A 20295-nucleotide genomic window follows, 5' to 3' on the forward strand; every position below is an offset into this window, starting at 1 on the left:
GCATTGTTCGACTTCTGGCGACGGACTGTCAATAAGGATTGGCTCGAACAGCCCTATGCTCACCGAATGATCACATCGCCGAGTTCGCTGCGCCGCAGCGAGAGCTCACGCAGGGCGACGCTGGAGGCGGCCCTCGACCTCTGCACGGAGAGGGGTTACGGCCGCGTCACCGTCGAGGCCATCGCGGCGCGGGCGGGTGTCAGCAAGAAGACGATCTACCGCTGGTGGCCGTCGAAGAGCGCGGTGCTGCTGGAGGCGTTCACGGAGGCGCTGGTCCAGGCCGCTCCGTCCGCCGACACCGATGACATCGCGGCGGATCTGCGGACCCATGTGAACGGCGCGGTCGGCGTGCTCTCCGTACCGCCCTTCGGCCCCGCGTACGCCGGGATACTCTCCGAGCTCCACCATGACGACGAATTGGCCGAGATCGTTCGCACGCAGCTGATCGAACCCCGCTTCGAAGAGGTGGTCGTCCGGCTGCGGGTGGCCCAGGAGAGGGGCCAGATTCCGCCGGGTGCAGATCTGCGGCTGGCGGTGGAGATGCTGTACGGCCCGGTCTACTACCGCCACGTGCTGCGCAAACCGATGCAGGACCCGGAGGCGGTGGCGCTGCTGGTCGATCACGTGCTGCGGTCGCTCGGGGCGACGCCGGGCTGACGCCTGTACGTCGCGGCCGGCGCCCCGCTCACGGGTGCTGCGAGGCCTGCCAGCCGTGCGTCAGCAGATCGAACACCGTCTCCACGGAGGCGTGGGGGTCGTGCCCGGACGCGGCCAGGGCCGGGACCTCCAGGACGAACCGCGCGAGCGCCGCACACGCGAGGTCATCGGCCTCCCGGCCGAGCTCCCGCGCGATCGCGGCGCCGAGGGCGCTCGCGTGCCGCATCCACATGCGTTCCCAGTACTCCCGCAGCGCGGGCGTCCCGTCCACCAGTGCGGTGAACCGGTCCCGGCGCGGGTCCGACGCCATCCGTGTCCAGGCCGTCAGCGCGTGGGCGCGGAGCGCCTCGACGACGTCCTGCCCCGGGGGCCGTTCGCGGACGGCGGCCGTCAGCGAGGCCTCGACCTCCGCCTCGCGGTCGAAGACCAGCGCCTCCTTGCCCGGGAAGTGGGCGAACAGGGTCGTCGTCGAAACGTCGGCCTTCTCCGCGATGTCGCGCACGCTCACCCGCTCGTATCCGTGCTCCAGGAAGAGCTCCAGGGCGGCATCGGCGATCGCCTGCCTGGTGGCGGCCTTCTTGCGCTCGCGGCGGCCGACGGCCGGAGTGTCTGGCATGGCGCCCACCCTACCGCATAGCTGGAATGAAGCAGAAACTGTAATGGTTGCAGTTTCTTACTCGTTCCTGCTTTGCTGGGGTCATGAACACCGAAGCGAACAGCCCGACACCCGCCCGAGCCCGCATCGCCGTCATCGGCGCCGGCCCCGGCGGCCTCACCTGCGCCCGCATCCTCCAGCGGCACGGCATCCCCGTGACCGTCTACGACCGCGACCCGGACGAGAACTCCCGGAACCAGGGAGGCTCGCTCGACCTGCACGACGACAACGGCCAGATCGCACTCCGTGAAGCAGGCCTGCTGGAGGAGTTCTTCGCGCTCGCCAGATCCGAGGGGCAGGAGATGCGCCGGCTGGACCCGGCGGGGAACGTCCGGTCCCACCACATGCCGGACGCGGACGAAACGGCCCGGCCCGAGATCGACCGGGGACAGCTGCGCGATCTCCTGCTGCGCTCGCTCACCGAAGGGACGGTCCAGTGGGGACGGGCCCTCGACTCGGTGGGCGGACCGGCCGACGGGGCGCGCACGCTGAGGTTCACCGACGGGACGACCGTCGAGGCCGACCTCGTGATCGGCGCGGACGGCGCCTTCTCCCGCGTCCGCCCCGCGCTCTCGTCCGCGACACCCCAGTACACGGGGGTCAGCTTCCTCGAAGCACGGTTCGACGCCGTGGAGAGCGCCCACCCCGAACTCGCGGAGCTGGTGGGAGGGGGCAGCGCCCATGCCGCCGACGGGGACCGCGGCCTCTTCGCGCAGCGGAACAGCGGCGGCCACCTGCGCGTCTACATCATGCGGCGCGTCCCGGCGGACTGGATCGCGGCGGCGGGGCTCCGCCCGGCGGACACCGAGGGCATCCGGGCACAGCTGCTGCACGAGTACGCGCACTGGTCGCCGCGGATCCTCCGGATGATCACCGAGAACGACGGCCCCTACGTCGACCGGCCGATCCTCGCCCTGCCGGTGCCGCACACCTGGCAGAGCGCACCCGGTGTGACGCTCCTCGGAGACGCGGCGCACCTCATGCCGCCGCTGGGCGTCGGCGTCAACCTCGCCATGCTCGACGCGAGCGAACTCGCCCTGTCGCTCGTCCGCTCCGCCACCGTCGACGACGCGGTGCGCGGTTACGAGAAGTTGATGCTCCCGCGCTCGGCCGAGGTGGCGCGCACGCTCGAAGGCGGCGCCGAATTCCTGCTGGCCGTGCCCGGCCCGGACGACGAGAACGGCCCGGGCCGGGACGGGCGCTGACGCACCTGCGCGGGGGAGCCGTTCAGCCGAAGACCCGCTCCAGGACGACCGCGACCCCGTCGTCCTGGTGGGACAGGGTCACCTCGTCAGCCGCCGCCCGCAGGAGCGGATGGGCGTTGGCCATCGCCACCCCGTACCCGCAACCGCGGAACATCGGCAGGTCGTTCGGCATGTCACCGAAGGCGATCGCGGTGGCCGGGTCCAGCCCCAGGTGCTCGGCGGCGAACGCGACGCCGGCGCCCTTGTCGATGCCGTACGGCTGGAGCTCGACCGTGCCGGGCCCGGACAGCGTGACGGTCGCCAGCTCCCCGACGGCCGCGTGCGCGGCGGCGGCCAGGGCGTCGTCGTCCAGCTCCGGGTGGCGGATCAGCACCTTGATGACGGGGACGGCCCACAACTCGTCGCGGTGGGACGTCCGGTGGGCGGGCAGCGCCGGGTGCGGCATCAGGTAGCCCGGCTCGATCAGCGTCCGGCCGTCGGGCCCGTCCTGGTCCACCGCGGCGAAGACCTGCCCCACCTGGGCCTCTATCTTGCCGAGCGCGGCGGCGGCCGCCTCCCGGTCCAGGCAGACCGTACGGATCACGCGCCCCGCCCCGGCGTCGTACAGCTGCGTGCCCTGCCCGCAGACGGCGAGCCCCCGGTACCCCAGCGAGGCGAACAACTCCCTTACGCCGGGCACCGGGCGGCCGGTGGCGACGAGGTGGCGGGCCCCGGCGGCGGTGGCGAGGCCGAGCGCGGCGCGGGTGCGGGGGCTCACGGTGTCGTCGTGGCGCAGCAGGGTGCCGTCCAGGTCCGTGGCGACGAGGGAGTATGCGGGTGGCAGAGGCATGGGGCAAGCCTAGGGAGCGAGGTCTTCCGCGCCGAACTCGCCGGGCACGTAACGGTGTACGGGCCGGCCCGTAGGGTTCGGCCATGCCTCTGCCCGCAGAACCGGCGCAATCCACGCTCGCGGCCGAGCTCGCGACGCTGCGGCGACAGCGGGCGCGTCGGCGGCGGCGGCGCGTCACGGCGGCCGGGGCCGCTCTCGTCGCGGTCGCCGGAGTCTCATGGCTCCTGCTGGGCACCGGGCCAGAACCGGGCGACCACGCACCCATGGCCATCTGCGCCGTCGACAGCCGGAACCTGCGCGCCGACGTGGACGCGGACGGACAACTGGACGAGATCCGTGACCAGGACCGCGACGGCACCGGCTCAGTCGTCTTCCACGGCGACGATCACCGCACCGAGGTCGGCGTCGGCGAGGCCCGCGGGTTCTGGCAGAAGCTGCGCGGCGCACCGCTGGAGGCCATGGCGACCCGGGGGACCTTCGGTGACTTCGACGGCGACGGTTACCTCGACCTGGCCCTCTTCTACAGCCAGGGGGACGAGGGCGATTCGCCCCGGCACAACATGCTGGTGCACGAGGTGCGCTACGGGCCGCTCGCCCGTGACCTGAGCAGTGACCGGACCGGCACCGTCCGGATGGGCGGCTCCGCGATGGTGTTCGCGGTGCGGGCCACCGACACCGACCACGACGGCCGGGCCGAGCTCCAGGTCGTCCAGTCGGGTGGGGACGGCACCGCTCTCCGCTACACCGGTCGGCAGGACGGTGCCGGGGTCACGGTGAGCGAAGAGGAGGCCGGCCCGGACGGGTGGGAGGGCTGGTCCGGGCCCGAGCTCGGCCCGCTCGACTTCGGGGCCTGCGCGGATCGCCGTGGCGGGTCAGGGACGCCGCCACGCGGCCGCGCCCCCGCCTCCACCCGGCCCTGACCCCTGCTCACCGCACGCAAAATCGTTGCTCACTGCACGCAGAACTCGTTCTCCTCCGGGTCGGTCATGACCGTCCAAGTCCCGCCCGGTTCCGCGACCTTGCGGAGCACCTTCGCGCCCAGCCGCTCCAGCCGGGCCACCTCCGCGTCACGGCGGTCGGGTCCGGCGTGCACGTCCAGGTGGAGGCGGTTCTTCACCGTCTTGGGCTCGGGGACTCGCTGGAACAGCAGGCGGCGGCCGAGGCCCGTACCGCTTTCCGGCTCGAACGGGTCGTCCGGGTGCCGGGCCGCCGCCAGGTCGAGCCAGGCCCTGCGGCCGTGCGCGGTCGTCGTGATCGCCTCCGGTACGGCGCCGAGGCCCAGGAGCCGTTCCACCAGGGGGCTGTTGTCCTCGATCTCGTAGCCGAGGGCGGCGGCCCAGAAACCGGCCTGGGCGTGCGGGTCAGCGGCGTCGATGACGATCTTCCAGTCAAGGGGCATGGCGCCCATTCTGGTCGGTCCGGACCCACTCAGGGGGTCGAACGGGCGTTCGGCGTGGCGGAGTTGGCGGAGTTGTCAGACCCGCCGGACCGACGTCAGCCGGGCGTAGGCGACCACGTTGGACTGGTAGCCGCCCGCGTCGGGGTCGTAGGCGCCGCCGCAGGTGAGCAGGCGGAGTTGGGCGTCCTTCGTCGGGCCGTAGACGCGGGCGCTGGGGAAGTCGCGCTTCTCGTACTCCTGGACCGCGTAGACGCGGAACGTCGCGATCCGCCGGTCCGCGCGGCGGACCTCCACGGTGGCGCCGGGCGGCAGCGAGTCGAGCCCGGCGAAGGCGGCCGGGCCGGTCGCGGTGTCGACGTGGGCCACCACGATCGCGTTGCCCGGGGAGCCCGGCGGCACCCCGTCCCGGTACCAGCCGGCCAGGTTGCGGTCCGCCGGATCGGGCACGCCGAGCCTGCCCCGGCCGTCCAGGGCCAGGCCCACCAGGGGTGCGCTGACCCGGAGTCCGGGGATGTCGATGCGGACGGGGCGGGCGGCGGGGAGCACGGCCGGCAGGGGCGCCGCCGCCGTGGGCGCGGGGCCGGACCGGGGGGCGGCCCCGCCGCCGGGCTCCGCGAGGGGGGAGCCCAGCAGCAGGACGAGCGCCGCCGCGGCGGCCGGGATCAGCCCGGCCGCCCGGGTCGGGCGCGGGAACGGTGCTCGGGGCAGCCGTTCCCGCAGGATGCGGGGGCTCAACCGCGTCGGCGCCGGGCCGCGCGGAGCCCGCGGACCGAGGCGGCGACGGCTGCCAGCAGCCCGGCCGCGCCGATCGCCAGGCCGGGGCCGGAGAGCCCGTCGGAGCCGGAGCCGGAGCCGGTCAGGGCGGTGGAGCCGTCACCCGCGTCGACCGGGCCGCTCGGCAGGGGTGCGCCGCCGTGGCCGCCGCCCCAGTGGCCGCCGCCGTGGCCGCCGCCGGGCGGGGTGGGCCTGGGGTGGTGGGGGTGGCTGGGGGACGGCGAGGGGCTGGGGCCCGTGCCGGCGGCGGTGATCCGGCTGTGGTCCGTGGCGCTCACGCCCGTGCGGACCGGGCCGTCGGCGCCGTCCACGGTGACGGTCAGTTCGGTCGTCACGTCGAGCCGTCCGGCCGGCGCGCCCTCGGCCGCCGCCAGGGTGAACGCGGCCCCGGCCCTACCGCCCGGCTCCAGCGTGCCGCCCGCCCGGAGGTTGGTCCGCAGCTCGCCGGTGAGCGACCCGTCCGTCTCCCGGGTGAGCGGGACCGCAGAGCCCTCGGACATGACGGTCAGCTGGTCCGGCTTCAGACCGGCCGGGCCCTTGAGCGTCAGGCGCGTGCCGATGCCCTGGTACTGGGGGCCGTCCGCCGGATCGGTGTAGGAGACGTCGGCCGGCCGGGGGCCGTCGCCCGCCTTGATCCGCTCCGGGACGGTGAGCGCCGCAGACGCCCGGCCGGTGACGGCGAAGTCCCAGGTGGTGCCCTGCGCGGTGATGTTGTCGACGTAGGTGTTCAGCGTGCCGTTCGGGTCACCGAGCCGGCCGATGTTGGCGATCACCCCGTACGCCCCCTCGCACGCCGTGACGAAGTGCGACAGCGGGGCGTCCCCGCCCGCCGGGATGCCCGCCACGGCGCGCGAGGTCCGCATCACGGAGTCGTCGGTGAGCCGGTACTTCTGCCAGGTGTCCGGCTTCAGCGCCGCGCCCCGCACGTCGGTGTTGGCGCCGGGTTCGAACGACAGGGTGGTGAAGCCCCCGCAGGACGCCGGGAACTGCAGGTTGGCGCCGATATCGGTGACGCTGGAGCCCTCGGACGCGGTGTACGCCCAGTACGAGACCCCCGCGTCCAGCAGCGGGCGCATCGGTACCGGCGTCCACGTCGCGTTGAAGTAGTGCGCGGCCTGGGCCTGTTGTCCGGCCGCGATCGCGAGGCGCAGGCTGCCGTTCAGGTGGACCGGGTCGGGCTTCGGGGAGATCTCCTGGATCCCCGGGTCCCGGTCCGGGGTCGTTTCCTGGAGGCGGAGCCAGGGGCCGGCGGGGCCGAGCCCGTCCTGATGGACGGTCCGCACGGTGTCGTCCGCGACTGCGGTGGGGGCGATTCCGCAGGCGAGGACGGACACGGCGAACAGGGCTGCGGTGGCGGTCGCGGTGCGCAGGAGCGTCCGGGACGCTCCGGTGGCGCGCAGGGGTCGGGTCATAAGATGTGAGGAAAATATAAGCAGCAGGTCCGCAGGGGGACGACCCGCTGTGACGCGCTCAAGCTCGCTCCAATGCCGCACCCTTCAAGTACGCGGCGACGGCCCGGTGGTCCCCGGCCGGGGCGATCAGCCCCACGTGGTTGTCCGGGCGGATCAGTACCAGGACATCCTCGTCCGGCCCGATGCCGTACGCCGAGCGGGCCCGGCCGCCGTCGTCGGTGAGCCCCTCGGCGCCTCCCGCGTCCACTGCGTACGCCCGCAGTTCACCGGCGTGCGCGGCGGCCGCCTCGCGCAGGGCCGGGCCCGTTCCCGTACCGAAGCCGAGCAGGGTGAAGTGCGGTCCGGCGAAGGCCTCGAACAGGCGGCGGGGCGCTCCGGTGGCCGCGTCGGCGCAGGGCGCGTCGGGCGCGCGGTCGCCCGCGCGCAGCCGGGCGGTGGAGCCCTCGGGCGCCAGGGAGCTCCAGTGGTAGCCGTCGCCCAGGCCGTAGGTCTGCGGGGTGATCGCCGAGTCCAGGCCGCCGCCCGGCTCCTTGATCGCCTCCAGCGTGGCCCGCAGCCGTTCCGCGGTGATGTCCAGGGTCCTGGCCGCGATCGGCAGCCGCTCCTCCTCGTAGGTGTCGAGCAGCGCGGGCGGCGCCTGCCCGGTGGCGGTCCTGGCGAGCTTCCAGCCCAGGTTGTACGCGTCCTGGATGCCGGTGTTCATGCCGAGGCCGCCCGCGATGGAGTGCACGTGCGCGGCGTCCCCGGCCAGGAACACCCTGCCGACCCGATAGCGGTCCGCCAGGCGCTCGTTGACCCGGTAGGAGGAGAGGAGCGTGGCCCGCGTGAGGAGTTCGCCGGGCAGCCGGGCGTGCTTGGCGAAGAGCCGCCGGAAGCCGTCCAGCGACGGGGGTGCGGGGCGGCCCGCGGCGTCCGTCTCCGGGGAGGCCTGGAACCACCAGCCGGTGCGGGTGCCGGGGATCGGGCAGAGCATCACGCCGCCGTCCTCGTCGAACCACTGGTGCCAGACGCCCCGGTCGGGTCCCGTCACCTCGACGTCGCCGCAGACCATCGCCTGCTCCTCGTCCGTGCTGCCCTCGAACGGGACACCGAGGAGCTTGCGCACCGCGCTGTGGCCGCCGTCGCAGCCCACCACGTACCGGGCCGCGATCTCCCGGCCGCCGGTCAGGGACGCCGTCACGGTGTCGTCGTCCTGGGCCAGCCCCACGAGTTCGGCGCCGAGTTCGACCCGTACGCCGTACTCCGCGAGCCGGGCGCGCAGGATCTCCTCCAGCCGCCACTGGGCGATCAGCCAGGGCCGCTCGAAGGGGGCGTCCGGCGTCGGGCGGGCCGCCGTGTACGGGTCGGTGTCCGCGATGACCCGGCCGGCGCGGTACTTGCGCATCGGCAGCGGCGCCGAACCGGCGGCCAGCACCTGATCGATGACGCCGAGGTCCTCAAGGACCTCCAGCGAGCGGGGGTTCGGCCCCTTGGCCCGCGAGCTGCGCGGGAACTGCGGGGACTTGTCGATGATCCGGACGCCGATGTCGCGCCGGGCCAGATCGATGGCCAGGGTCAGGCCGGTCGGCCCGGATCCCACGATCAGCACGGTGGCTGCGGGCTTGGGCATGCGCACTCCTCGGTTGCCGTTTCCGTTGGGCTCCATGGAAACAGCAACCGAGTAAAAAAAGCAACCAAGTAACGATTATGGGGTACGGGTCATGGCGTCGGGGTCGTCACCGAGGGCGAGTACGGACGGGGACGGGGGTGAGGACGGAGACGGGGGCGGGGTGGAACCGGAACCGTCCGCGGCGGGCAGTGCCTGCTTCGCCGCCGCCTCCCGCGCGGCCAGCGCCCGCATCCTCGTACGCCGCGACGTCCGCAGCGCGTCCCAGGTCAGCAGGGTGAGCGCCAGCCAGACCAGGCCGAAGCCCGCCCACCGCTCGGGCGGCATCGCCTCGTGGAAGTACACGATCCCCAGAACGAACTGGAAGACCGGCGCCAGGTACTGCAACAGGCCGAGGGTGGAGAGGGGTACACGGATCGCCGCCGCCCCGAACAGGATCAGCGGACCGGCCGTCACCACCCCCGTCGAGGCGAGCAGCGCGCCGTGCCCGACACCCCCGGAGAGGAACGTCGACTCGCCCCGCGCGCCCAGCCACAGCAGATAGCCGAGCGCGGGCACGAACACCACCGCCGTCTCGGCCGCGAGCGACTCCAGGCCGCCCATGTTGACCTTCTTCTTCATCAGGCCGTACGTCGCGAAGGAGAACGCCAGGACCAGCGAGATCCACGGCGGCTGCCCGTACCCGATCGCCAGGACGAGCACGGAGGCCACGCCCGTGCCGACCGCCACCCACTGCACGGGGCGCAGCCGTTCGCCCAGGAGCAGGACGCCCATGGCGATGGTGACCAGCGGGTTGATGAAGTAGCCGAGCGAGGCCTCGACGACGTGACCGTGGTTCACGGACCAGATGTACAGGCCCCAGTTGACGCTTATCACCACCGCGGCGACGGTGATCAGCGCCAGCTTCCGGGGCTGCCGCAGCAGCTCCCCGATCCAGGACCAGCGGCGCAGCGCGAGGAGGGCGATGCCGACGACGCCGAGGGACCAGACCATGCGGTGGGCGAGGATCTCGACCGCCCCGGACGGCTTCAGCAGCGGCCAGAAGAGCGGGACCAGGCCCCACAGTCCGTAGGCGGCGAATCCGGACAACAGCCCGGCCCGCTGTTCGTTCGTCCCCTTCACGGGCCCTCCCGGCAGATGTGCGCCGGCGCTTCGCCGGCCAGACGAAGGTAGCGCCGACCGGGCCCGGTGTCATTGCCGTATCGCCAGACGGTCATGACACGGGCCCGGGATCGCCGGGGGCTGTCCGCTAGCGCAGGGCCGCGACCGCCTCCGCGACGGTGTCCGCGAGCGGGGTGGTGGGGCGGCCGATCAGCCGGGCCAGGTCCCCGCTGGTACCGGCGAGGCGCCCGCGCCGAACCGCCTCGTCCACGTCCACCAGGATCGCGGCGAAGTCGGCCGGCAGTCCGGCGCCGACCAGGACCTCCTGGTGCGCGGCGGCCTGGACGTCCTTGTGGACGATCTCCTGGCCGGACGCCCTGGACACCTCGGCGGCGTACTCGTCGAACGACCAGGCGACATCGCCGCTCAGCTCGTAGGCCTTGCCCAGGTGGCCCTCGCCGGTCAGCACGGCGACGGCCGCCGCCGCGTAGTCGCCACGGGTGGCGGAGGCGATCCTGCCGTCGCCCGCGTTGGCCACGACCGCGCCGTGGGCCAGGACGGGGGCCAGGTTCGCCGTGTAGTTCTCGGTGTACCAGCCGTTGCGCAGGAAGGTGTACGGGAGGCCGGAGTCCAGGATCAGCTGCTCGGTCGCCTTGTGCTCGTCGGCCAGCCGGAAGTCCGCGTCCGGGCCGCCCAGGATGCCGGTGTACGCGAGCTGCGCCACGCCCGCCGCCTTGGCCGCGTCGATGACGGCGGTGTGCTGCGCGACCCGGCTGCCGACCTCGCTGCCGGAGATCAGCAGGACCCGGTCACCGGCCCGGAAGGCGCCGTCCAGGGTCTCCGGGCGGCTGTAGTCCGCGATCCGGAGCTCGACGCCGAGGGCGGCGATCCCGGCGGCCTTCTCCTTGTTCCGGACCACGGCGGCGACCTCGGTGGCGGGCGTGGTGGCCAGCAGCTGGTCGATGACGAGGCGGCCGAGCTCTCCGGTGGCTCCGGTGACGACGATGCTCATGGGGTTTGCTCCTCTTTAGGTGCTCATGTTCCGTTCGTGCGATCTGCTACTCACCATAGGGATAGCGCTAACCAAAAGAAAGTACGCACTTTGAAGTAAGGTACTGGTATGGGCGTAAGCAGCGTGAGGGACATCAGAGACATCAGGGCCAGGGACACCGCGGCGCGGGGGCCCGATGTGCGGGAGCCGATGTGTCCCTCCCGGGTGGTGCTCGAACACGTCACCAGCCGCTGGGGGGTGCTGGTGCTCGCCGCCCTGCTGGAGCGCTCCTACCGCTTCAGTGAACTGCGCCGCGAGGTCGGCGGGGTCAGCGAGAAGATGCTGTCGCAGACGCTCCGGACGCTGGAGCGGGACGGTTTCGTGGACCGGGACGCCAAGCCGGTCATCCCGCCCCGGGTGGACTACACGCTCACCGCGATGGGCCGGGAGGCCGCAGAGCAGGTGTGGGGCCTGGCCCGCTGGTCGGAGCGGCAGCTGGACGCGGTGGACGCGGCGCGCGCGGCGTACGACGCGAGCGGCCGGGGTTCCGGCTGACCCGTACGCCGGGCGGTCAGCCCGCCGGGGGCCGGTGGTGCCGCTCCTCCATCGCCCGCAGCGCCCGTGAGACGTCGAACGGCAGGATCGTCACCACCACGTGCGGCAGCCGCGTCAGCGTCTTGCCCAGCTTCTCGCCGGTGCCCCGGTGCAGCAGCTTGCCCAGCGCGTTGCTGTACGTCCGCCGGGGCACCAGGACCGTCAGCCAGGTGTCCCCGTCCTCCGTGCTGCGGTACGCGAGCTCCTTCATCGCGTGGCGCAGCCGCCGGTCGGGGCACGCCACCAGCTCCAGCGGGACGGCGGTGGCGGACGTCTCCTCCCAGCGGGCGGCCAGCCGCCCGGCGTACGCCTCGTCGATCGCGAAGTGCACCGCCCGGATCTCGTCGGGCCGCAGCTCATGGGCGTACCGCAGAGCCATCAGCGTCGCCAGGTCGAGCGCCTCGACCAGCACCAGGACCAGATGGCGCGCGTACACCGCCCGGTCCGCGCCCGGCGCCTGGATGCCCTGGAGCGCGGCGGCCTCGCGCCGGTACTCGCGGTTGATCCGGGTCAGCGTCCACACCCCCAGCGGGAAGATCACCACGACCAGCCAGGCGCCCTCGGTGAACTTGGTGACCGCGAAGATCAGCACGACGGCGGCGGAGGTGGCCGCCGCGAGCGCGTTGAGCGTGACCTTCACCCTGCGGTACCGCTCCCGGCGCCGCAGGTGGTAGACGGTGAGCCCGGCCCCCGCCATGGTGAACGCGGTGAACACGCCGATCGCGTACAGCGCGACCAGCTTGTCCACACTGGCGCCGGTCACCAGGAGCAGCGCCAGTGAGACGACGGTCAGCGCGATGATGCCGTTCGAGAAGGCGAGGCGGTGCCCGCGCCGGGTCAGCACCCTCGGCAGGAACCGGTCCTCCGCGACGAAGCTGGCCAGGTAGGGGAAGCCGGTGAACGGGGTGTTGGCACCCGTGTAGAGCACCAGCGCGGTCGCCAGCTGTACGAAGACCAGCCCGGCCGTGCCGAGTGGCCCGCCGCCGAACGCGAGATGGGCCTCCTGCGCGATGACGGTCGGCGTGCCGTCCGTGTACGGCACGGCATGGGTGAAGTGGGCCAGCGTCGAGACCCCGAGTACGAGGATGCCGAGGATCACGCTCATCGCGATGAGCGTGTGGCGCGCGTTGCGACCCTGGGGCTCGCGGAACGCGGAGATGCCGTTGGAGATCGCTTCGAGCCCGGTGAGCGAGGAGCCGCCGTTGGCGAACGAGCGCAGCACGATGAAGAGCGAGGCCCCGTACAGCCAGCCGTTGCCCGGGGTGCCGAACGGCACGACCCCGGCGGCGTGCGGATCCGCGTGCGGCAGCCCGCCGGTGAGCCCGCGCAGCGCTGCGGCGAGCAGGACCAGCCCGACGGCGGCCATGAAGAGGTAGGCGGGCAGCGCGAAGAGCCGGCCCGCCTCCCGGACCCCGCGCAGGTTCCCGTACGCGAGGAGCACGATCACCGCGACGGAGACCGGCAGCTGGAGATGGTCCAGGCCGGTGAACTCGTTGCCCGCCAGATGGGCGAGCGAGATGAGGGCGTTGGTCCCGGCCGAGACCTGGACGGCGACGGTCACGATGTAGTCGACGAGCAGCGCCACGGCGGCGATCTGTGCGACGTTCGGCCCGAAGTTCTCCCGGGCGACGACGTACGAGCCGCCCGCCCGGGTGTAGATCGTCACCACATCGCTGTAACAGAGCGTCAGCAGCAGCAGGACCAGCAGGATCGCGAAGGTCACCGGCATCAGCAGGGTGAACGCGGCGGCGCCGACGACCGGCACCAGGACCCGGAGCATCTCCTCCGAGCCGTACGCGGACGAACTGATGCAGTCGGAGGCCAGCACCCCCAGCGCCGTCCGGTTGCTCAGCTTCTCCTCGCTGATGCGCTCCGTGGTCAGCGGCTTGCCGAGCAGGTGTCTCTTGACGCGGTACACCGGACGGTCCAGGGTCATGGCCACATGGTGCGTGGACGGCGGCCCCGACACCGCCCGCAATCGCCGCACGCCGCGGAAAGTCAGCCCGTTCGGCAACGCGACGCGGCCCCCGGGAGGAGTTCCTGCGGGGGCCGCGTCGCGTGGCCGAAGCGGTGGCCGGCCGTGCTTCTCCCTGCGGAGGACCTAGCCGACCACGGTCCAGTTGTCGTTGCCCGCGAGCAGCGCGCCGAGGTCGCCCTTGCCGTTCTGCTCGACGGCGGTGTCCAGCTGTTCGGCCATCTGCGTGTCGTAGACCTGCCGTTCGACGCTGCGCAGCACCCCGATCGGGGTGTGGTGCAGGGTGTCCGCGTCCGCCAGCCGGGACAGCGCGAACGCGGTGTTCGGGCTGGCGGCGTGCGCGTCGTGGACCAGGATCTGTGACTTGTTGTCCTCGGTGACGGTGACCACGGTCAGGTCTCCGGTCAGTGAGTCCCGTACGACGCCCTTGGCGTTGTCGGTGCCGAAGACGATGGGCTGGCCGTGTTCCAGCCGGATCACGGCCTCCTGGGCCTGTTCGCGGTCCTTGAGGACCTCGAAGGCGCCGTCGTTGAAGATGTTGCAGTTCTGGTAGATCTCCACCAGCGCCGTGCCCGGGTGGTCGGCCGCCGCCCGCAGCACGCTGGTGAGGTGCTTGCGGTCGGAGTCGACGGTGCGGGCGACGAAGGACGCCTCCGCGCCGATGGCCAGGGACAGCGGGTTGAACGGGGCGTCGAGCGAGCCCATCGGCGTCGACTTGGTGATCTTCCCGACCTCGGAGGTGGGGGAGTACTGACCCTTGGTGAGCCCGTAGATCCGGTTGTTGAAGAGGAGGATCTTCAGGTTCACGTTGCGGCGCAGGGCGTGGATGAGGTGGTTGCCGCCGATGGACAGCGCGTCGCCGTCACCGGTGACCACCCAGACGCTCAGGTCGCGGCGGGAGGAGGCGAGCCCGGTCGCGATGGAGGGGGCCCGACCGTGGATGGAGTGCATCCCGTAGGTGTTCATGTAATACGGGAAGCGGGAGGAGCAGCCGATGCCGGAGACGAAGACGATGTTCTCCTTCGCCAGCCCCAGCTCGGGCATGAAGCCCTGTACGGCGGCGAGGACGGCGTAGTCGCCGCACCCGGGACACCAGCGCACTTCCTGGTCGGACTTGAAGTCCTTCATGGACTGCTTGGCCTCGGACTTCGGCACCAGCTGGAGGAGCTCGTTGGTCTCCGCGGGCTGCAGGAGCTCGTTGGTCTCAGGCATCGATGGCCTCCTTGAGGGCCGTCGCGAGCTGCTCGGCCTTGAACGGCATGCCGTTGACCTGGTTGTAACTGTGCGCGTCCACCAGGTACTTGGCCCGGATGAGGGTGGCCAGCTGTCCCAGGTTCATCTCCGGGACGACCACCTTGTCGTAACGCCTCAGCACCTCGCCGAGATTCCGCGGGAACGGATTGATGTGGCGCAGATGTGCCTGGGCGATGGGCTCTCCGGCGGCACGCAGGCGGCGGACGGCGGCGGTGATGGGGCCGTAGGTGGAGCCCCAGCCCAGGACCAGGGTCTTCGCGTCCGCGGGGTCGTCGACCTCGATGTCCGGGACGGTGATGCCGTCGATCTTGGCCTGCCGGGTGCGGACCATGAAGTCGTGGTTGGCCGGGTCGTAGGAGATGTTCCCGGTGCCGTCCTGCTTCTCGATGCCGCCGATGCGGTGTTCGAGCCCCGGGGTGCCGGGGACCGCCCAGGGCCGGGCCAGGGTCTGCGGGTCGCGCTTGTAGGGCCAGAACACCTCGGTGCCGTCGGCCAGCTCGTGGTTGGGGCCGTGGGCGAACTGGACGCGCAGGTCCGGGAGCCCGTCGACCTCGGGGATGCGCCAGGGCTCCGAGCCGTTGGCGAGGTACCCGTCGGAGAGCAGGAAGACCGGGGTGCGGTAGGTCAGGGCGATCCGGGCGGCGTCCAGCGCCGCGTCGAAGCAGTCCGCCGGGGTCCTGGGGGCGATGATCGGGACGGGGGCCTCGCCGTTGCGCCCGTACATCGCCTGGAGCAGGTCGGCCTGCTCCGTCTTGGTCGGCAGCCCGGTCGAGGGGCCGCCGCGCTGGATGTCGATGATCAGCAGCGGCAGCTCCAGGGAGACCGCCAGCCCGATCGTCTCCGACTTCAGCGCCACTCCGGGACCCGACGTCGTCGTCACCCCCAGCGCACCGCCGAACGCGGCACCGAGCGCGGCGCCGATGCCCGCGATCTCGTCCTCGGCCTGGAAGGTGCGCACGCCGAAGTTCTTGTGCTTCGACAGCTCGTGCAGGATGTCCGAGGCCGGGGTGATGGGGTACGAGCCCAGGTAGACCGGCAGGTCCGCCTGCCGGCCCGCGGCGATCAGGCCGTAGGACAGCGCGAGGTTCCCCGAGATGTTGCGGTACGTACCGGTGGGGAACGCCTGGGTGGCCGGGGCCACCTCGTAGCTGACCGCGAAGTCCTCCGTGGTCTCCCCGAAGTTCCAGCCGGCCCGGAACGCCGCCACGTTCGCCTCGGCGATCTGCGGCTTCTTCGCGAACTTGGCCCGCAGGAAGGTCTCGGTCCCCTCGGTCGGCCGGTGGTACATCCAGGACAGCAGCCCGAGCGCGAACATGTTCTTGGAGCGCTCGGCCTCCTTGCGGGGGAGCCCGAAGTCCTTCAGCGCCTCGATGGTGAGGGTGGTCAGCGGCACCGGGTGGACGTTGTACGCCTCCAGCGAGCCGTCCTCCAGCGGACTTGTCCGGTATCCGACCTTGGCCATCGGACGCTTCGTGAACTCATCGGTGTTCACGATGATTTCCGCGCCGCGCGGCACATCGGCGATATTGGCCTTCAGCGCGGCCGGGTTCATCGCGACCAGCACGTTGGGCGCGTCGCCGGGGGTGAGGATGTCGTGGTCCGCGAAATGCAGCTGGAACGACGAAACCCCAGGCAGGGTGCCTGCGGGGGCCCGGATCTCGGCGGGGAAGTTCGGCAGGGTGGAGAGGTCGTTCCCGAAGGAAGCGGTCTCCGAGGTGAACCGGTCACCCGTGAGCTGCATACCGTCACCGGAGTCACCCGCGAAACGGATGATCACCCGGTCCAGACGGCGGATCTCTTTGTCACCGTTGTCTGTTGCGGACTGGGGGGCACGCTGTCCCCCTACGAGCGCCTCACTGGCCTCATCGGCCTGTTCGGCGGGGCTACTGACCTGGCTGGTCACTTACTGGACCTCCCTCGGCGCGGTGGCTCGGAACCATCCGGCCCGCCGGCGGTCCCAGGCTCCACCCTACGTCTGTAAGGGTCGCCTTCCTCTGGCCGATCATAAGTTGGACGGCATTTTGAGACGCCTGTCCGGCGCCGTCCCGCCATGATTCATCAGCCACCCGGATCCTCGTCGGACCCTCACTGGAGAGTGTGTGGAGCGAGTCGCGCGCGGTCCGGTCCCGGCGGCCGGACGTGGCGTCAGGAACCGCCGGGTACCAGCGGAAACCGTCAGGAGTTCAGATAGGTCAGCACGGCCAGCACCCGCCGGTGGTCGCCGTCACTGGGGGACAGGCCGAGTTTCTGGAAGATGTTGCTGACGTGCTTCTCCACCGCGCCATCGCTCACGACCAGCTGTTTCGCCACCGCGGAGTTGGTCCGCCCCTCCGCCATCAGGCCGAGGACCTCGCGCTCACGGGGCGTCAGCCCGGCCAGCACGTCCTGCTTGCGGCTCCGCCCCAGCAGCTGCGCGACGACCTCCGGGTCAAGCGCCGTACCGCCCTGCGCCACCCGGACCACCGCGTCCACGAACTCCCGCACCTCGGCGACCCGGTCCTTCAGCAGATACCCCACACCCCGGCTGGATCCGGCCAGCAACTCGGTGGCGTACTGCTCCTCCACATACTGCGAAAGGACCAGTACCCCTATGCCCGGGTACTCCTTTCGGAGCCGCACCGCGGCCCGCACGCCCTCGTCCGTGTGGGTCGGCGGCATCCGCACGTCCGCGACCACCACATCGGGCAGCGCGTCCTGCCCGGCGAGGTCGCCCACCGTCTTGATCAGCGCCTCGGCGTCCCCCACCCCCGCCACGACGTCATGACCGAGATCGGTCAGCAGCCGGGTGAGCCCCTCCCGGAGCAGTACCGAATCCTCGGCGATGACTACCCGCACCCTGTCCTCCACCACGACGTCTGTTCCCCCACCACTCGCTGTTCCCGCCCGGATGCCGATCGGCATCCAGCATCCCAGTATCGGCGGTGACGCGGCGAGCGTTCGCGGGGTTGCGTGGCGTGGGGGCCGCAGGTGCGGGGGACGCCGTGCGAGGGGGACGGCTGCCGGGGGTGCGGTCAGCCGCGCCAGGGGAGTTCGGCCGTGATCTTGGTCGGGCCGCCCACCGGGGACTCGACGACCAGGATCCCGTCCACCGCGTCCAGCCGCTCCGTCAGACCGGCGAGACCGCTGCCCGACGTCAGGCCGGCGCCGCCGCGTCCGTTGTCGGTGACCTGGAGCAGCAGCCGGTCCGCCGTCCGCCACACCTCGACGGACGCGCGGGTGGCGTGGGAGTGCTTGCTGACGTTCTGGAGGAGCTCGGACACCGTGAAGTAGGCGATGCCCTCTATGGCCTGCGCGGGCCGGGACGTCAGGTCGACCTCGACGGTGACCGGGACGGTGCAGCGGGAGGCGATGGCGGAGAGGGCGGCGTCCAGGCCCCGGTCGGTGAGGACGGCGGGGTGGATGCCGCGGGCGAGGTCGCGCAGTTCCTGGAGGGCGACCTTGACCTCGCCGTGTGCCTCGTCGACCATTCTGGCGGCGGCCTCCGGGTCGTCGGTCAGCTTCTCCTTGGCGAGGCCCAGATCCATGGCGAGGGCGACGAGGCGGGCCTGGGCGCCGTCGTGGAGATCGCGTTCGATGCGACGCAGGTCGGCGGCGGCGGTGTCGACGACCACCCCCCGGTCCGACTCCAGCTCCGTGACCCGCGTCGCCAGCCGGGACGGACCCAGCAGCCCGGACACCATCAGCCGGTCCACCGAGGTCAGACCGCGCACGATCCACGGGGTGACCAGGACGAACAGCAGCCCGACGGCGCTGGTCAGGGCCAGCTCGACGGGGGAGTCCAGATAGACCTGGTGCCCGTCGTCCCCGTACAGCTGGATCCCCTCGACGCCCGTGTACGCCGGGAAGATCCAGTGCCACGCCGGGTAGGTGAAGGCCGCCAGGCCCCAGGACCACAGGGCCGTCGAGACGATGAAGCCGAAGACCGCCCACGGCAGGTGCAGCAGCGAGTAGAGCAGGTGCCGCCAGGACACCCCGCTCTTCAGGACCGCCCCGACCCACGACATCAGCCCGCCGGTCCGCCCCCGCACCGGCTCCGGGGACGCCACGTCCAGCCCCAGCAGTCCACGGGCCCGCGCCCGCTCCAGCGCGCCGAACCCGCGGCACATGGCCAGGCCCCCGGCCAGCACCGGAATCCCCAGGAAGGTGATGAGCAGCCCGGCGCCCAGCGACGTCATGGTGATCGCGAGGGTGAAGAACACGATGCTGAGGGGCATGCTGAGCAGCAGATACAGGGTCTCGCGCCACGTCCGGGCCTCGAAGGGGGCGCGCAGTACGGCGGGGAACACGTGCTCCGCGTCGGGGCGGTCGCCCCCGGATCCGGCGCCCGGACCGGTGCCGAAGCGGCTGCCGAAGCCGGTGCCGGTGCCCGAGCGCTGTTGGTCCCGCGTATCCGGTCCGTAAGCCGTGGCCATGGCGTCCATCCGTTTCTTCCGCTTCTTCCGCGTACGTGCGTACTGAGTTCTGCCGCTTGCTTCTTGCTTCCTCAAGGGTGCTGTACCGGGCGGCGGCGCACCATGAGGCCGGTCTCCCTCTTCAGCGGGGGGTTTTCCCCACCCCCGGAGCCCGTCCGCGCGCGGCGGCCTTCTCGTCCTCCCGGTCGCGCCAGGGCAGCTCGGCGGTGACCGTCGTCGGGCCGCCGGGCGGCGATTCGAGGACGAACAGCCCGTCCACCGCGCCCAGCCGCTCGGCCAGCCCGGACATCCCCGTACCGCCGTCCATCGAGGCCCCGCCGCGTCCGTCGTCGGTGACCTGGAGCAGCAGCCGGTCCGCCGTCCGCCACACATCGACGGACGCCGTGCGCGCCCCGCTGTGCTTGCTGACGTTCTGGAGGAGCTCGGACACCGTGAAGTACGCGATGCCCTCGATCGCCTGCGCCGGCCGCCCCGGCAGATCCACCCCCACCGTCACGGGGACGGTGCAGCGGGAGGCGATGGCGGAGAGGGCGGCGTCCAGGCCCCGGTCGGTGAGGACGGCGGGGTGGATGCCGCGGGCGAGGTCGCGCAGTTCCTGGAGGGCGACCTTGACCTCGCCGTGCGCCTCGTCGACCATCCTGGCGGCGGCCTCGGGGTCGTCGGTCAGCTTCTCCTTGGCGAGGCCCAGTCCCATGGCGAGGGCGACGAGGCGGGCCTGGGCGCCGTCGTGGAGATCGCGTTCGATGCGGCGCAGGTCGGCGGCGGCGGTGTCGACGACCACCCCCCGGTCCGACTCCAGCTCCGCGATACGGCGTTCCAGCTCGTCGGAGGGCGAGAGCAGCCCGCGCACCATGCCCCGGTCGGCGTTGGCCATGAACCGCGCCGTATAGGGGAGCACCGGCCACAGGACGAAGAGGCTCACGAGCGTCAACGCGAAGGTGAGCACACCCCACGGCAGCCGGATGAAGGAGTACAGCACCGCGCGCCAGCCCACCGGGTCCTTCAGGCTCGTCCACAGCCAGGCGAAGAACCCCTCCTCGCGGCGGACCGGAACCATCGGGCTCGGCTCGTCGATCCGCACCCCGAGCAGACTCCGCGCCCGGCCCCGCTCGGCCCGGCCGATCAGCCGCGCACCCTGGAGCCCGCCGGCCAGCAGAGGCAGGCCGATGACCGTGACCGCGAGACCGACACCGATAGCGATCATGAGCACCGAGTACACGAACCCGATGACCGCCAACGGGAGATTGGCGAGGAGATGCGCGATCTCCTTCCAGGTGTACGTGTCGAAGGCGAAGCGGACGGGCGGCGGCCGGTCGTTACCGGGTACCTGGGGGCTCATGGTCATGGGCCCAGCCTGCCGGGTGGGACATCCGGACGCCATGGGGCTCGTGGGTGGCGATGAAGTGGGGATAACCCCACCCGTTGCCCGAC

At 72.0% G+C, this 20295-nt stretch carries 18 protein-coding genes; 4 read left to right on the plus strand and 14 right to left on the minus strand.

The features are described 5' to 3' along the window. The first annotated feature begins 66 nt into the window (after nucleotides 1–66). Nucleotides 67–657, plus strand: coding sequence for a TetR/AcrR family transcriptional regulator (locus ACFVQ0_RS09185; RefSeq protein WP_390086128.1), 591 nt, complete (start codon nucleotides 67–69; stop codon nucleotides 655–657). 28 nt (nucleotides 658–685) lie between these two features. On the opposite strand, the gene ACFVQ0_RS09190 is transcribed toward ACFVQ0_RS09185, so the two are convergent. Continuing rightward, nucleotides 686–1273 (minus strand): TetR/AcrR family transcriptional regulator, encoded by a 588-nt coding sequence (locus tag ACFVQ0_RS09190; protein ID WP_390086130.1) that lies wholly within the window; start codon nucleotides 1271–1273, stop codon nucleotides 686–688. A gap of 83 nt (nucleotides 1274–1356) precedes the next feature. Between ACFVQ0_RS09190 and ACFVQ0_RS09195 the strand changes: the two genes are divergently transcribed. Beyond that, nucleotides 1357–2517 carry an FAD-dependent oxidoreductase gene (locus tag ACFVQ0_RS09195; protein ID WP_390086132.1) on the plus strand — a complete coding sequence of 387 codons (1161 nt, stop codon included), beginning with the start codon at nucleotides 1357–1359 and terminating at the stop codon, nucleotides 2515–2517. A 22-nt stretch (nucleotides 2518–2539) separates the two neighbouring features. On the opposite strand, the gene ACFVQ0_RS09200 is transcribed toward ACFVQ0_RS09195, so the two are convergent. Beyond that, nucleotides 2540–3346, minus strand: a complete 807-nt coding sequence (locus ACFVQ0_RS09200) for an HAD family hydrolase (protein WP_390086134.1) — start codon at nucleotides 3344–3346, stop codon at nucleotides 2540–2542. Between the two features lie 83 nt (nucleotides 3347–3429). Between ACFVQ0_RS09200 and ACFVQ0_RS09205 the strand changes: the two genes are divergently transcribed. Further along, on the plus strand, nucleotides 3430–4266 hold the full coding sequence (locus tag ACFVQ0_RS09205; RefSeq protein ID WP_390086136.1) for a hypothetical protein: 837 nt from the start codon (nucleotides 3430–3432) through the stop codon (nucleotides 4264–4266). A 29-nt stretch (nucleotides 4267–4295) separates the two neighbouring features. On the opposite strand, the gene ACFVQ0_RS09210 is transcribed toward ACFVQ0_RS09205, so the two are convergent. From ACFVQ0_RS09210 to ACFVQ0_RS09235, 6 genes are all read right to left on the minus strand, one after another. Next, nucleotides 4296–4754 carry a VOC family protein gene (locus ACFVQ0_RS09210; protein WP_390086138.1) on the minus strand — a complete coding sequence of 153 codons (459 nt, stop codon included), beginning with the start codon at nucleotides 4752–4754 and terminating at the stop codon, nucleotides 4296–4298. Between the two features lie 66 nt (nucleotides 4755–4820). Beyond that, complete coding sequence (locus ACFVQ0_RS09215; RefSeq protein ID WP_390086139.1) at nucleotides 4821–5480, minus strand: class F sortase; 660 nt, start codon at nucleotides 5478–5480, stop codon at nucleotides 4821–4823. Beyond that, entirely contained in the window at nucleotides 5477–6931 is a 1455-nt protein-coding gene (locus ACFVQ0_RS09220; protein ID WP_390086141.1) for a hypothetical protein, read from the minus strand. Before ACFVQ0_RS09220 ends, ACFVQ0_RS09215 begins: the two co-directional genes overlap by 4 nt. Nucleotides 6932–6989: 58 nt before the next feature. Beyond that, the gene (locus tag ACFVQ0_RS09225; RefSeq protein ID WP_390086143.1) at nucleotides 6990–8540 is read right to left on the minus strand and encodes an FAD-dependent monooxygenase; all 1551 of its coding nucleotides are present in this window, start codon (nucleotides 8538–8540) and stop codon (nucleotides 6990–6992) included. A 75-nt stretch (nucleotides 8541–8615) separates the two neighbouring features. Beyond that, nucleotides 8616–9659: an EamA family transporter RarD gene (gene rarD, locus ACFVQ0_RS09230; RefSeq protein ID WP_390086145.1), complete on the minus strand. Its 1044-nt coding sequence runs from the start codon at nucleotides 9657–9659 to the stop codon at nucleotides 8616–8618. Nucleotides 9660–9786: 127 nt separating this feature from the next. Further along, entirely contained in the window at nucleotides 9787–10650 is an 864-nt protein-coding gene (locus tag ACFVQ0_RS09235) for an SDR family oxidoreductase (RefSeq protein WP_390086147.1), read from the minus strand. Between the two features lie 189 nt (nucleotides 10651–10839). On the opposite strand from ACFVQ0_RS09235, the gene ACFVQ0_RS09240 reads away from it, so the two are divergent. Then, nucleotides 10840–11184 (plus strand): winged helix-turn-helix transcriptional regulator, encoded by a 345-nt coding sequence (locus ACFVQ0_RS09240; protein ID WP_390087735.1) that lies wholly within the window; start codon nucleotides 10840–10842, stop codon nucleotides 11182–11184. Between the two features lie 16 nt (nucleotides 11185–11200). Here ACFVQ0_RS09240 and ACFVQ0_RS09245 read toward each other — a convergent pair whose 3' ends face one another. The 6 genes from ACFVQ0_RS09245 to ACFVQ0_RS09270 all read right to left on the minus strand — a co-directional run bounded on the left by ACFVQ0_RS09245 (nucleotide 11201) and on the right by ACFVQ0_RS09270 (nucleotide 20209). Then, entirely contained in the window at nucleotides 11201–13159 is a 1959-nt protein-coding gene (locus tag ACFVQ0_RS09245) for an APC family permease (protein WP_390086148.1), read from the minus strand. A 165-nt stretch (nucleotides 13160–13324) separates the two neighbouring features. After that, nucleotides 13325–14410: a 2-oxoacid:ferredoxin oxidoreductase subunit beta gene (locus ACFVQ0_RS09250; protein ID WP_390086150.1), complete on the minus strand. Its 1086-nt coding sequence runs from the start codon at nucleotides 14408–14410 to the stop codon at nucleotides 13325–13327. Continuing rightward, entirely contained in the window at nucleotides 14403–16355 is a 1953-nt protein-coding gene (locus ACFVQ0_RS09255) for a 2-oxoacid:acceptor oxidoreductase subunit alpha (protein ID WP_390086152.1), read from the minus strand. The genes ACFVQ0_RS09250 and ACFVQ0_RS09255 overlap by 8 nt, the downstream gene beginning before the upstream one ends. 272 nt (nucleotides 16356–16627) lie before the next feature. Further along, complete coding sequence (locus tag ACFVQ0_RS09260; protein ID WP_024493722.1) at nucleotides 16628–17287, minus strand: response regulator transcription factor; 660 nt, start codon at nucleotides 17285–17287, stop codon at nucleotides 16628–16630. 176 nt (nucleotides 17288–17463) lie between these two features. After that, entirely contained in the window at nucleotides 17464–18864 is a 1401-nt protein-coding gene (locus ACFVQ0_RS09265) for a sensor histidine kinase (protein ID WP_390086154.1), read from the minus strand. A 121-nt stretch (nucleotides 18865–18985) separates the two neighbouring features. Beyond that, the gene (locus ACFVQ0_RS09270) at nucleotides 18986–20209 is read right to left on the minus strand and encodes a sensor histidine kinase (RefSeq protein ID WP_390086156.1); all 1224 of its coding nucleotides are present in this window, start codon (nucleotides 20207–20209) and stop codon (nucleotides 18986–18988) included. Between the last annotated feature and the right edge of the window lie 86 nt (nucleotides 20210–20295).

The organism is Streptomyces sp. NPDC057900 (assembly GCF_042887885.1).
In the GTDB taxonomy this organism is placed as follows: domain Bacteria; phylum Actinomycetota; class Actinomycetes; order Streptomycetales; family Streptomycetaceae; genus Streptomyces.

What these genes read in the sequence shown, in the direction of transcription:
- ACFVQ0_RS09270 (WP_390086156.1), bottom strand. Translation starts at nt 20,209, where the DNA reads ATGACCATGAGCCCCCAGGTACCCGGTAACGACCGGCCGCCGCCCGTC.
- ACFVQ0_RS09190 (WP_390086130.1), bottom strand. Translation starts at nt 1,273, where the DNA reads ATGCCAGACACTCCGGCCGTCGGCCGCCGCGAGCGCAAGAAGGCCGCC.
- ACFVQ0_RS09185 (WP_390086128.1), top strand. Translation starts at nt 67, where the DNA reads ATGATCACATCGCCGAGTTCGCTGCGCCGCAGCGAGAGCTCACGCAGG.
- ACFVQ0_RS09250 (WP_390086150.1), bottom strand. Translation starts at nt 14,410, where the DNA reads ATGCCTGAGACCAACGAGCTCCTGCAGCCCGCGGAGACCAACGAGCTC.
- ACFVQ0_RS09240 (WP_390087735.1), top strand. Translation starts at nt 10,840, where the DNA reads ATGTGTCCCTCCCGGGTGGTGCTCGAACACGTCACCAGCCGCTGGGGG.
- ACFVQ0_RS09245 (WP_390086148.1), bottom strand. Translation starts at nt 13,159, where the DNA reads ATGACCCTGGACCGTCCGGTGTACCGCGTCAAGAGACACCTGCTCGGC.
- ACFVQ0_RS09225 (WP_390086143.1), bottom strand. Translation starts at nt 8,540, where the DNA reads ATGCCCAAGCCCGCAGCCACCGTGCTGATCGTGGGATCCGGGCCGACC.
- ACFVQ0_RS09265 (WP_390086154.1), bottom strand. Translation starts at nt 18,864, where the DNA reads ATGGCCACGGCTTACGGACCGGATACGCGGGACCAACAGCGCTCGGGC.
- ACFVQ0_RS09210 (WP_390086138.1), bottom strand. Translation starts at nt 4,754, where the DNA reads ATGGGCGCCATGCCCCTTGACTGGAAGATCGTCATCGACGCCGCTGAC.
- ACFVQ0_RS09220 (WP_390086141.1), bottom strand. Translation starts at nt 6,931, where the DNA reads ATGACCCGACCCCTGCGCGCCACCGGAGCGTCCCGGACGCTCCTGCGC.
- ACFVQ0_RS09200 (WP_390086134.1), bottom strand. Translation starts at nt 3,346, where the DNA reads ATGCCTCTGCCACCCGCATACTCCCTCGTCGCCACGGACCTGGACGGC.
- ACFVQ0_RS09235 (WP_390086147.1), bottom strand. Translation starts at nt 10,650, where the DNA reads ATGAGCATCGTCGTCACCGGAGCCACCGGAGAGCTCGGCCGCCTCGTC.
- ACFVQ0_RS09195 (WP_390086132.1), top strand. Translation starts at nt 1,357, where the DNA reads ATGAACACCGAAGCGAACAGCCCGACACCCGCCCGAGCCCGCATCGCC.
- ACFVQ0_RS09205 (WP_390086136.1), top strand. Translation starts at nt 3,430, where the DNA reads ATGCCTCTGCCCGCAGAACCGGCGCAATCCACGCTCGCGGCCGAGCTC.